Annotated in this window: 9 protein-coding genes; 4 read left to right on the top strand and 5 right to left on the bottom strand. The window is 57.5% G+C overall.

The genetic code is table 11. From position 1 onward, the window contains the following. The first annotated feature begins 577 nt into the window (after positions 1-577). The 4 genes from V6766_RS14150 (at position 578) to V6766_RS14165 (ending at position 5,350) form a co-directional block, all read left to right on the top strand. Entirely contained in the window at positions 578-835 is a 258-nt protein-coding gene (locus V6766_RS14150) for a helix-turn-helix domain-containing protein (RefSeq protein ID WP_448467436.1), read from the top strand. Positions 836-1,317: 482 nt separating this feature from the next. Beyond that, positions 1,318-2,076, top strand: a complete 759-nt coding sequence (locus tag V6766_RS14155; RefSeq protein ID WP_448467438.1) for a hypothetical protein — start codon at positions 1,318-1,320, stop codon at positions 2,074-2,076. Then, positions 2,073-4,340: a hypothetical protein gene (locus V6766_RS14160; RefSeq protein WP_448467440.1), complete on the top strand. Its 2,268-nt coding sequence runs from the start codon at positions 2,073-2,075 to the stop codon at positions 4,338-4,340. The genes V6766_RS14155 and V6766_RS14160 overlap by 4 nt, the downstream gene beginning before the upstream one ends. Further along, complete coding sequence (locus V6766_RS14165) at positions 4,337-5,350, top strand: TniB family NTP-binding protein (RefSeq protein WP_448467442.1); 1,014 nt, start codon at positions 4,337-4,339, stop codon at positions 5,348-5,350. The genes V6766_RS14160 and V6766_RS14165 overlap by 4 nt, the downstream gene beginning before the upstream one ends. 975 nt (positions 5,351-6,325) lie before the next feature. Here the strand turns inward: V6766_RS14165 and V6766_RS14170 are convergent. From V6766_RS14170 to V6766_RS14190, 5 genes are all read right to left on the bottom strand, one after another. After that, complete coding sequence (locus V6766_RS14170) at positions 6,326-6,547, bottom strand: YrhK family protein (RefSeq protein ID WP_448467444.1); 222 nt, start codon at positions 6,545-6,547, stop codon at positions 6,326-6,328. A 136-nt stretch (positions 6,548-6,683) separates the two neighbouring features. Then, positions 6,684-7,799: an HPP family protein gene (locus V6766_RS14175; protein WP_448467446.1), complete on the bottom strand. Its 1,116-nt coding sequence runs from the start codon at positions 7,797-7,799 to the stop codon at positions 6,684-6,686. Positions 7,800-8,061: 262 nt separating this feature from the next. Then, positions 8,062-8,265 carry an SRPBCC domain-containing protein gene (locus V6766_RS14180; RefSeq protein ID WP_448467669.1) on the bottom strand — a complete coding sequence of 68 codons (204 nt, stop codon included), beginning with the start codon at positions 8,263-8,265 and terminating at the stop codon, positions 8,062-8,064. 424 nt (positions 8,266-8,689) lie between these two features. Further along, positions 8,690-9,169 (bottom strand): hypothetical protein, encoded by a 480-nt coding sequence (locus tag V6766_RS14185; RefSeq protein WP_448467448.1) that lies wholly within the window; start codon positions 9,167-9,169, stop codon positions 8,690-8,692. Between the two features lie 37 nt (positions 9,170-9,206). After that, positions 9,207-12,725, bottom strand: a complete 3,519-nt coding sequence (locus V6766_RS14190; protein ID WP_448467450.1) for a S8 family serine peptidase — start codon at positions 12,723-12,725, stop codon at positions 9,207-9,209. Positions 12,726-12,872: the final 147 nt, after the last annotated feature.

Genomic DNA, 12,872 nt, shown 5'->3' on the forward strand with positions numbered 1-12,872 from the left:
ATCTCAGGCAGAAATTCCACTTATCCCCGCTGTGCAGATTTCCCGAGCCATCTCTTGAACTCCGCCTTCTGCGGGGGTGGACTCTGTGAGCATTACGAAGCCCGTTTACGCGAAAGAAAATCTACTCACTGGAAAACCGGCTACGGTGCGGATGCCCTGTTACCCTCAACGCCAGCCTTTCGGATCGCGGATTGGTCATCGCCCTACTCAATTGCTTGACCACCCTCAAAGGATTTGTGGCACAGAAGCGCGGCGGAACAAAGCTAGAACATTTCGGCGAAAACCATTGAAAAGTGCGAAAAATAGAATTATTTTCTATTTTATCGCACAAAGCCCAATTTCACTAACTCGTTGAATCTAACGGCTTTACAATTCCAGGTGGTTTAATTTTCGCATTTTTATGAGAAAAAATGAGCATTTTCAACTTTTTATCATACCGCCTCATCGTTAAGCCGGCGGCAAGTCGAGAATATACAGTTTAGCATATTTTTTCACTCCCTGCTTGACCGCAAGAATCGCGCTGGCTACGAATCGCTTGCCGAAATCAAGAAACCGAATCGTTCTCAGGAATGAACCTATGACTTACCGAACGATCCGCTTCGACCTGTCCAAACCGAAAGACAGAGGGCGGTTCTTAAGGAATGTGATGCTTGACAGAGCGCTAAGCTCAAGTGATCTGGCTGACCACATTCAGGTGAGCAAAGCGACCGTAAGTGCGGTTCTGAATGGAAAGAAACAGTCGCGGCGTGTTGTGCGCGCAATGGCAACATACCTCAAGCTCGATCCGGATATATTTTATCCGGAAACTCCCGACGAAACGTCATCAAGAAAATAGGCTAAGAAGCTGCCGGCCAGGTGAACTTCATTCGGCACGGCGAATGCTAAATTCAAAACACTTTAAGAAATTCGCATTTATCAGGAACTGTGTATGGAAAGAGATATTCTGGAAGAAAACGCGTACAGTCTTCACGCTATATGAGCGAGTTCCCGCTTGGAGGGTAGCGTTCGCGGATTCTCGCTGAACCCCTGCGTCTAAGCTGAAACCAAATTCGGGCGGCCTACCGCTCGCAAATGCTGGACAGGAAAGGAAACGAACACAGGCAAAACATATATGGCCAAGGCCAAAACAGAAAAGGCGTGATTGCTCTAACAATCACGCCCTTCCGAAAAGAAGCAGATGCTCCTTCGTCGAGACCACCTCAATAGCACGCTCGTGCCGGGGTGGGAAGGGTGTCGCTTCTCCTCAAAATCTGAATTGAACAGACCCGAGAAGCCAGGCTTCTCGGGCAAGGAGAACCTATGCCTATTGCACGGCACGTGAATTTCGAAATCCCGTCCGAACACCCTTACGCCAATCAACCCGAGCTCTGGGATTGCACCATCCAGCCGCCGCCGCTTGCCGATCCCGACGATCCGCATCGGCTATCGCGCTCACACCTGCAGAAGATCGAGCTCGGAAAATCCAGTGGCTCCTGCAAAGTTGCCTTTGTCACGCGGCTGCACCGGTCGACCGTCTTGCAGGAGTTCTGGTGCGCTTCATATGAGGAGTCACAGGTTTATCTGAACCTTGCCGCCCATCCCGATACCGTCAACTTCAAGGAACAGTTGACCCGCATCGATTATGTCGATGATGCCGGCAAGGACAGGCATACGCTCATGGATGCGCATCTGCTTCTTCGAAACAGCGAGGAAGTGCTTGTCTCCGTCAAATATGACGAGAAAGCCCGGCGGCCATCCTACCTAGAGGAAATCCGGAAAATCGCAGAGCAGTGCTCGACTGAAACCGCCGATCGTATCGTGGTGGCATCCCGCTACCATTTCCATCCCGTCTATCGAGAATGCGCCCGGCTCATTCACCTGGCCCGACGAGGTTGGGACCCCGAAGCGGATCGTATCGTCCAGGAGGTAGCGGATGATCTTGGGGATCGGTTTCTGCTTCAGGACCTTGTTGACAGGTCCGGGCTTGGGAACCGCGGCCGGCGCGCTGCGATCCGGCTAATTGGCGATGGTGATCTCACGAAGCGCCTGCTTGACCCCATCGCGCCGCAGTCCATCATCTGGAGGGCGGCAGCATGAACTTCTCCAGCGACGTCTTTGGCAAACTAACCGGCCTGGATCGCGTTACCCTTGAGGGAAACGAGGTCGTGGAGAGGCGCTTCATTAAGGGCAATGAATCTCGCGCCCAGAACGCAAATCAAAACAACCCGGGTGAGATCAATCTTTACCGCTTGAGCGTCAAAAGGCCGGATGGCGGCGTCGATCTTCGGGACCTCCGCATCAACGAGATAGCTCACCTCATTGAGACCGAGCATCTGGTAATTGATCGGGGATTTTATAGTCCATCTCGTCAGCAGGACCGAGAGATTTATGGCGGTCATGATCTATACGGCGCGACCAAGGCACAGCGCTATACCGCTGAACTCAAGTGGTTCTGCGCCAATATGATACGTCGAGCTCGGGATAACGGCATGAAGCTGACCCGCGCAGCTGTGGACGCACTTCGGCCCCAGATGCTCGACGAATTCGAACGCTATCAGGCTCGCCTGCGCTATGGCACGGATCGCGTAAACTCCACTCAGAAGTTTCACAAGCTACCTAGCGCTGACTCTCTCTTGAAATATTACAGGAAGATCAAGAAATTTGGCTCCAATCCAAATGTCTTCCTCCGAGCAAAATCAGTTGCGGAGCATGAAGAATCCGAAATTCAGAGGCTCGAAAATTTTGCCCTCGTGATGGCACAACTGGGAAAGTATGCTTCATCGACGTGTCCGAGCAAGAAAAAAGTCATTGGCCACCTCTTCGACGTTTTGAAGGCAGAGAACAAGGCGCGAAAATCACAGGGCCGCAAAGACAAGATTAGAATCCTATCTCAGCGGACTTATGAGCGCTGGATCGACCGATATCTGGATCCATTCGAGGTTTGCATCCAGCGGAATGGGCTGGCGGCAGCCCAAAAGAAGTTTGGCAGCGTCGAGTCGGGCCTGACAGCACGCTTCCCCGGTGAAATGGTTCAGATCGATGCATGGATGTTCCATTTGGTCACTCTCGATATCACCCGCGAACAATGGAACAGGATGACGCCTGAGCAGCGCAGCAAGGTCAAGAAAGTTCGCCGCTGGATCACGGTCATGATTGATGTTGCAACCCGGTGCATCCTGGGCTTTTCCATCAGCAAACATCCAACCGTAGACGCTTCCCTGGAAGCCTTGAGAATGTCCGCTTCCGATAAGACCTATCTGCTCAGAGAAATCGGCATCAAAGAAGGCCACTACAACTATTGCTGCCCCATTCAACAGGTCGCCAATGACAATGGCTCCGAGTTCGGCAAGTTACCTTTTGGGGGAGCAATGTTTGCCCAGGGCGTGCGCACTCTCGGAGCATCCCTGATGAACACGGCAGCAGGCGTTTCCTGGCTGCGTGGGCATATCGAGCGCTTTTTCCGGACGTGTGACCTGCAATTTGCACGTTATCTGCCGGGCTACACCAGCAACAACCCCCAAACGCGTAACGACAGGAAACCTGGCGAGGAAGCCTGCATCACTGACGACGAGCTCCATAAGCTTTTCACCGCATTTATTGCCCGCTACCATAATTCGCCCCATCGCGGTCTGAACGGTAGGACTCCGGCGGCGGTATGGGATGAGCTCATCCAACACGAAGATTACGATCCCTTGATGATGCCACGACCCGGTCAACTGCGCGAAGCATGCGGCTTTGAGGCTGAAGCGAACATCACCGAAAATGGCATCAGCTATGCGGGCTTGACCTATGCAAAAGCGTTCACCCGCGATCAACGCTTAGCCCGACTGGACGATCGCGTTGCCAAGCCCGGTGAAAAGGTCAGGATCAAGGTCGACCCCTTCGACCTCGGTGGTATCTTCGTCGTTGCCAATGAAGAACTGATTGCTGTCCCGTGCCTTAATCCGGATATGCGCGGAAAAACGCTAAGGCAATGGCAGGAGGCAAAAGCGGCGGCACGGCAACGCATCAAAGCGGAAAATCTCTCCCGCGAAGGGGCGCAGACTGAAGCCATCGAAAATGCTGAAAAGCTTGTCAATGACATTCTCAGAACATCAGACATTGGCATCATGGGCTATACCAGCGATGAAATCGACCGTGCCAAACGGGAACTGAGCTTTGGCAAGGGCCAGCACGAAAGACCATTCATCGGTCAGGATGAGTACGTGGATCCGCCGTATGCGGGCACTGAAATCCAGGACAATGAGTTCACTGATGAACATCACGATCAGGAAGAATATCGCGAAGATATACCAACGCCGATGGACCGGTTTCGTTCGGACGCGATCAGACGCAGAAGACACACGGGTGGCGCCCGATGACCGGCACGAATTCTATTGCTGATCAGTTCGACGCCTACGGCAAAATTGCTGCACGCCTGGTCGGGCTGGAGGACTACTTTGTCAAGACTCAAACCTACTGGGACTTCAGGGACCGTATTTTCTCTGTCCTTGAAGCGCGCGAGCAGCGTCTAAAACACGGCAAGACCGAGCTCAAAGGGGCTGCACTTATCGGTGATGCCGGCGCAGGCAAGTCACGGATCGCTCAGGAAATCATCGCGGAGTACCACACGGTCATATCCACAGGAGCAAAACGACAGTTCGGTTCGAGAATTGTCAGCATCGTGGTGCCAGGTCGCGCCACGGTCAAGGACACGCTGAAGGAGATCCTTCGTATTCTCGGATACCCCGTCACGGCCAATCGGGATGAAGATTATCTGACGCAGCGCGTCGTCCATCATATGAAGCATAACGGCGTTGTCGCCCTGCATCTCGATGAGGTTCAGGATAGCGGACGCTACAAGACCAGTGACAGCATCGGCGTATTTATCAAGCGCTTTCGAAACCTGATGCAAAATCAGGAATGGCCGGTTTGCCTGATCCTGACTGCTACACCGGAAGGGAGGGAGTTTGTCACCCAAGACCCCACGCTGACGCGAAGACTTCGCCCCATCGAGATGCGACCACTCGATTTCCGGACTGATGGCAAGGATTTCCGGCATGCTATCAGAACATTGCTCGAACGAGCAGATTTAGCCCCGGCAGACGAGTTGTTGGCCCAGGATGAATTCATCAAGATCTTGTTTCATGCGGCCAACTATCGCTTCGGCGTCGCGATGGAAATCACAATCGAAGCTATCGGAGAATGCCTCGGCGAGAAGCGGCGCGAGATCGACATCGGTGATTTTGCCGAGGCCTATGCTGTTCGCATGGACTGCGATGATGAGATGAATCCGTTCTGGGCGGAGAATTGGAGCGTCATCGATACCAATCTGGCATTACAGCGGCATGAAGCCGATCACTCGAGGAAGCGACGGCGGTCGAAAAAATAGAAGTCCCCAAAATCGGGTGTTTGTTCAGGGCCGTTCCTTCGGGAGTGGCCCTTTTTTAGTGCGTATTTTCAGGCCGGAGGAGTAGCAGTTCAATTCAGGACGGATTTCAGGCGTCGGAAGACGGAATTCGGGTGTCGGAAACGAAAAACCGACTTGTCGCACGGTGATGTAAGCAATTGATTTTATTGATCCTGGAAATCGAATAGAACGGCGTTTCCGTGTCGCACGTCATCTGTTGTTGTCGTCCGTCATGGAAACGCCGATGTAGCGTGACGCGCGGTTCCGGAATTTTGACAGCACGATCCGGAATTTTGGACTTTTGGAGGCGATCAACGCTTCGTTCATTCAGATTGTGGTGTGAGCTCATATTCTATGTTGGGGAAGTGCTTTGGCTCCCGCCCTTTACCTGCTACGCGGCAGGCAGCGCGACTGGCTTTTGAGAGGCAAATATGGAGCAAGCCCCTTGGAGCCGGAAAACATTCGCGTAAGTCATTGACATAGGTCGACCCGATCGCCGGCGGTTTCATGATCATCGCCATGCCTTCTCGTGGCGGAAAATCGGAAACAATGCGAGGGCGATGACGCCAACCATAGCGGCGATGAATGAAAGGCGTCCGGACTTGTGTTCTTCACCCGCACCTGGCACGCGCCGTTCCATGTTCGGTCGAGAAAGGATGGAGATTTGGTGGAGACCGGCGGATGCCATGATCCCACGCAAGCCGGAGGGCAAGCCGCTGACGCAAAACGCAGGCGGGATATTCTCGCCCCAGAACGCAGGATGTGACTTCAATTCAGACCGATTGTGATCGAGGGCCGTTTCTTCATGGAGATCACAGCTGAGGTTCTCATGACCAGGAACTCCTGACGCGCGGTGTGCCGACACTGGCCGGACAATGTGAAGGCGCAGCCCATCTCAGAAAGCCTTCGGCCCGGAGCGTGGATGAAGGAACTCGCCGGGCGAGAGAATGGCAACGATCATCGCCTTTCGTCGCCCAGGTCCACGAGTAGCCGCCCCAACGCGCCAATCAGCATGAAGAAGGAGCCGATGATGAACAGCCAGACTCCCAGCGTTTTGTATTGCTCCAACGAGGGCAGGAAGAAGATGCTTCCGACGAAAAAGCCGATATTGCCGATAAGGCCGAGGGAAAGGTGAATCCATCCATATTCCCTGACCAGCGTGCGAATGGGATTGCTCACTGTGCTCGCTCCCTTCAAGACATCCTTGAGAACCAACGCGCACCTGCCAGGCCGGTTCCTGCGCAAATGATCCGCCCCCAAACCATGAACAGCAAAAGCCTCATGGTCACGCGGTCACCATGCCGCTCCCGGAAGACTATGTCTCGCGTGCAGCGCTTCGCGCCAGAGCGGCAATAAGGTCTGTCCTTGTCACGATGCCGATGATGCGATCATTCTCCAGCACCGGAACCGCATCGACCTCTCCATCGGCCATCATCGGCAGCAAGGCGCTCAACGGGGTCGTTGCCGCCGCGCGCGGACCGCGCACCTGCATGATGTCCCGGGCAATTGCGGGCTTGAGTTGTTCGCGTCCGAGCATTTGCCGGAACGCGGAAATGAAACTGCGATCGTGGTTCAAGGCTTCTCTCGCCGCCTGACTGATGAGGTGAATCTGAAAGATCACGCCCATGAACTCAGCGCCCCGTCCGACCACGGGCAGTGAGGTGAACCTGTGGCGTTCGAACAGATCGGCGACCTCGAGCAGCGGAGTGTCCGGGCCGACCGTAATGAGATTGCGCGACATGATGTCGGAGACGGCCACGGCGCCCGTCTGATGGCTGGCTGCCTGCAGCTCCGCCGCTCCGATGAGCCTTGCCAGATCTTCCACGCCGAGGTTCAGGGACTGCCGATACCGTTGCAGGATATCGACCAGTTCGGCCTCGCTCAGACCGAGGCGCTCGACCGGCGGCTGGTCATTCGTTCCCTGGACATTCTGCTCCTCGAAATGCCGGAATGGGTATCGCCGGCCGGTCGTGCGCGCGTAGATCCAGGCGATGAAGACGAGAAGCGTTGTTCCGGTTGCCACGGGGGTGATGGCGAAACGAAACCCGAGTTCCTGAATGGCATCGGGGCTCATGGCCGCGGTCATGGCGACAGCGCCGGCCGGCGGATGGACGGCGCGGGCGAGACTCATGAGCGCGATCGCAAGCCCCACGGCCAGGGCGATGCGGAGCGTCGGTTCAGAAACGGTGAGGCACACGGCAACGCCGACAACCGCGGCGAGCGTATTGCCGACGATTGCCGACCATGGCTGGGCCAAAGGGCTGTTGGGCACCGCGAAGATCAGAACCGAAGTCGCGCCGAAGGGCGCCACGAGATAGAGCCCGAGCCTGAAATCCACCGTCGGGGCCAGGACGAACAGTCCCACGATGACAAGACCGAGCGTGGCGCCGAGCCCCGCCCTGATGGATTCCCGAAGGGAAATGGGAGCCATCGCGGGCCCGACAGCCCGTATCAGACGCCCTGTGATCGTCATTGTTTTCGTCATGGCAGCCGAGTTTTCATCCTACCGCGGTCCGGGCCAGAGCTGTCCAGCCGTGCGCTCGTTCTCCTCGTTATGTCGATGCAAACGGGTGTGCAACAGACAATGCCGAGAAAATATCCCAACCACTGCACCCGCGCCTCTGGTTCTGGCGCAAATTCCCTGCCGCAGAACGTTTCCACCTTGACCGGAGACGCTCCAGTCTGTCCTGCCACTATGCCTTGGTCTCCACGCATTCCGCCAGTTGCGCCACCACGGTGCCCCAGCCATCGTGAAACCCGAGCTCTTCATGTTTCTCGCGATCCGCACGACTTTCCTGCAGCGCCTGCGCACGATATTTTGGGCCATTTGGGCGATCGGAAAGGGTGATGGTCGCCGTCGCAAAGTCGTTTGCGGCAGGCCGCCAGCCACCGGCCAGCGCATTCGTTTAGAGGATGCGTTTCCCGGGCAGTACATCGAGAAAACAGGCCGAGAGGTGCGGCAAGAACGCCCTGACGATCGAGGTTTCGCTGATGGGTGGCGACGCGTCGTCCACCATCATGGATGCGTCCGTTTCCTGGTGGCCGGATGGGATGAGCGAGCCTTTCTACCTCAGCGAGGATAGTGCCCCCGGGATCGTCTTTGATGCGCTTTCCCTGGACGACGAAATTGCCACTGCTCAAGGCGGCTTCTCGGCTGTCGCTGCGGCGGGGATAGCATGTTTGCGGCCGCTGATACGAACGACTGCCGACAGGGCACCTTCGATACAACCCTGCGCAAGGCCAATTGAGACGGAGAATTTTAGGCGTGCCAGGGTCGGATGGCTGAACCGGCGCGGCCGCATCTGCGCTTGCCGCTGGAACTCAATCTCGAACCATCACAAAGCGGATGTCGTCCTTGGTGCTGCCGTAGACGCGGTCGCGGTAGGAATCGATCGGCAGGTCGAACGAGCCGATATTGGGCGTCGCGATGCCCGACAGGATGATCGTGCGGCCCTTGCGTTCCCAGCCATTGATGCGGCTGACGCCGTTGATGCTGCCGAGGCCCTCGACCTGGTTGCAGGCAAACGTGCTGACGCGGCCCTTGTGCGCGTTGAAGGCGCTCGCCTTGAACTCGATCGAGCAGTTGCGTTTGGTCGGGCCGATTGCCGGGTACATTTTCCATTTCCCCACAACCGGATCCTTCATGTCCTTTTGCGCGGCCGCGGTCGCCTGATAGTTCGGCGCGGTCGAAACCGATGGCATGGAGCCGTCTGAGACTTCGCAGCCGGTCAGGCCTGCAACGACCAGAAGACCTGCCCCGGCCAGCAATGACGACGTGACGTGAGAACGAGCGTGTTTCATGAAACTATATCCCCTGTTTTGGCTTGAACATGGTTCTCTAGAATTTGAGGCCGGCATTGGCGGAAAAGGTCTGGCTGGTGAGATTGTCTCTGAGCTCCGCCTCGTAGCTTGCGCCGAAGGTGAAACGGTCCGACGCGATGGCATTGACGGAAACGTGGCCGACAAAGGCGTTGCGCCCGATATCCGCGCCGGATGCATCGAAGCCGCTGCCGAAGATGGCAAGGCTCGAGGACCGGTCCAGATCGCCGAAGTCATGGCGCCAGCCTGCGCTCAACACCGGCTCCAGCTTCAGCCCGTTGTCGAATGCAAAGCGATGCGAGGCGGACAGGGCCAGCGTGGTCTGCGTTTCGGAGAAGGTTTCATCCGGCAATGACAGCGCGAAAAGACTGCCCGTCTCGGTCATGGCATCGCGATGGAAACCGCGATAGCCCAGCGTGGCGGATGGCGTCAGGGTCAGCACCTCCATCTCGAAATCCTGAAAGGCACTGACTTCGGCAAAGCCGCCCACGCCGTGGCCCGAGGCGTTGGCCATAGCGGCATAATTGCCGAGCGTGGTCAGCCGGCTGGTTGAAAGGTCGCCATAGGAAAGCCCGCCGCGCACGGCCACGGTCGGGCCGGCGGTTTCAAACGTGGCATAGGCCGCGGCCTGGTAGGTGCCGATATTGCCGTCGCCGTTCGTATCTGCCGAGACGTCGGCATATTCATAGGAGCCCGCGACGCCGGCAACGGTCTGCCCGAAATTCCAGTCGATGCCGAACGCGCCATTATTGGCGTTGACGTCATAGCCGGAGATTGCGCCGGATGAGCCCACGTCCGTATGGGCGTGATTGCCGCTGACCCAGACCTCGCCGGCACCATAGGGCGTCCCCGTCTCGGAGAGCCAACCGGAAGCAAGGCCCAGCTGGCGCTCGCCGATGCGGTCGGCAAAGCGGCCGATGGCACGGACGGCGCTGGTGCCCATCTCGGCATGGAGCTGACCGGTCAGCGACGAGAGCCCTCCGGCAAGCGCGTCGATATCGGCTGCATAAAGCGTGTTGAAACTGTCATTATAGACGGGATCGGGGCGCAGGCCCGCCGCGGGCCGGCTTCTGTCGATCGCGGTGCCCAACGCTCTTTCGTTTTGCGTGGCGGAAACGCCGAATGCGGAAAGATCGGCATAGCGCTCCGGCGTGGCGGCCAGCGAAAGCGCATCCGCCGCGTAGAGCACATCGAAGCGCGTGCCCGGCGCAAGACCCGCATCCGGCTGGTCCAGGCCAGAGAAACTGCCCGTGACGCTGCCATCTGCGACCTGAACAAAGGTGAAAAGCTCGCCGGGCATTGGCGTGAAGGTATTGGTGGCGGCGCCGGAAATGCCGCGCAACCTTGGCTGAAGGGTGCCGTTGGCGGCAAAGTCATTGCCCGCGCCGGTCACGAGAATGCGGTCGTAATTGCCGGCGCCGTTCTCTGTCCCCGTGCCATCGACATCGATTTCCGTGGTTGCCGTCGGCGCAAGGCGCACATTGCCGGCAATTGTCATCGTGCCGGGCGACTGGCCGGGCGCAAGCGTGCCGTCGACATTCACATCGGCTACAACGCGCCCGGTACCGCCAAGCGTGCCGTTTCTGCCGACATGCAGGTCCGTCGTCGTCAGGAAGCCATCAACCGCCAGCAATCCGCCTTCGACGCCCGCGCCCTGTCTGAAGGTTGCGGCGTTGAGGATGGAAAGCGTGCCGCCGCCCTGCTTCTCAAGGCTTCCGTCGCTCGTAAACGATACGATCCAGGTCGTGTCGGAACCGTCCGCGCCGACCGTGTAAACGCCTTCGCCGGTCATGCCGACCGGTCCGACCGAAAGCGCGCGGTCAAGCCGCACCAGCCCCCAACCATAGACCGCGTCAATCCCCGCGGCGCCCAGATCCTCGGCGGTCATGAACAGGATTTCGACGATTTCCGCCGGCGTGAAACTCGGATAGGCCTCGGTCAGGACGGCGACGGCGCCCGACACATTCGGCGCGGCCATCGAGGTGCCTGAGTAGGAATCATAGCCACTGGGAACCAGATCTTCAGGGACGGTCGAATAAATACCGCTGTCCGCTCCTGATGGCTGATCCCCACCCGGCGCGGCAATGCACCACTCTTTTGCAACGCCGCATCTGTTGGAATAGCTGGCGATCTGATTATAGGCATCGAGCGCGACGACGACGACGACCCGCCCGCGGGCAATACCATCCTGTTTTTCTGCAGCCGCCAGTGCTTCGGCGGATGTGAAACTGAGGTCAAGCCCGGTGCCATGATCATCATAGACCAGACTGCCCGACGCGTTCGTAGCCGCTTCATTTTTCGGCTGAATGAAGGGGAAAAGGCCATTGCTGAAAGGATTTTCCGCAAGGACTGGAGCCTCAAGGAACTCATTGCCCGCAGACATGACGATCACCTGACCGGCATCAAGGCTTTGCCGCATGGCCTTGGCATCTGCCATGAACTGAGCTTGCTCCTCGACAGGTATATCCCAGGTTTTCTGATCTGGTTCGGCAGTGGAACCGAAGCTGCCATTGATAACCTTCACATCCGAAAACTGCGACAGATATTCAAACCCCACAGTATCGGGAACGCGTGAACCGGTGATGGGCTCGCAGGTTCCATTCAACAGGGATGGCCCGCAATACTGCAAATCATCGATATCGAAATCCTCGCCGTCAACGAAGACTTCGCCATCGCCTCCCGGTATCGCTCCAACGGAGAGAATGGTTGCCTGCGAGGCAACCCCCTCCATGCCGAAACCGTTGCGACCTGCGCCAATAATTCCGGAGACATGGGTTCCGTGGCCATCGATATCATAGGGGTCGTCCGGGCCTTGTTCGAAAGCGGCCTCAAACTGTTCCTCGGTCAAGTCCTCGCCCTCGACACTGGCGTCAAACCAGTAAAGGTAGCTTTTTGAACGAGGATCGACGCGGCCTTCGAATTCAGGGTGAACAGTCCCGTTGGGGCTGATGGCGATTCCTGTGTCAATCACGCCGACGACAACGCCCTTGCCGGTGTAACCCTTTGCCAGCGCGGCATCGGCGTGCATGGCATCGAGCGAATAATTGCGCTGATATTCACTGAGCGCCTCTTTCGGAATGCTGGGATTGCCCCCGGGATACGGCGTGTCGCGCGCGGTCGGGGCGGATACCGAAGGTTTTGTCCGGGCCCCTCCGGACACCGAAGCCTCGGGAAACAGGGTTGCGAGGTGACGGCCGGATGCGGCTGCCCTGGCGATCGATGCGCCAAGATCGGGGCGAAGCCTCCGCGCCTCCGTCTCGATCAGATCGGCGCGTTCTGGCGTCAACCGGGCGTTTTCGACGATACTGGCAAGAAGCGATTTGCGACCGAAGGCGGTTGCCTCCTGCAGCGCGGCCCTCACCGCCTCCGACGATTGATCGGCAACGCCCCCGCTCTCTTCGGCAGGTCGCGTCGGACGATCGTCTGCGCGTGCAAGTGCGCCGGTCGCCAGCAAAGTCGAGGCCAGCATCGCCGAAATGGCGATATTTCCGGACCGGCCGAAGAGAAAGGGGCGAGGAAAAGCTGGGATTATGGGCATATACACGTCCAATCATGACCGGTCACAAACACGTTCCGGCAGCGGCAAGCGGCGCTGGACGGGCCGAAGATCGGCCCCCGCCTGCGCAAAACAGAACGGTCCGGTCATCTCACAGAAATGTTTGCTCAGTATTTGAAACGGCGATTT

The organism is Martelella sp. AMO21009 (assembly GCF_053484295.1).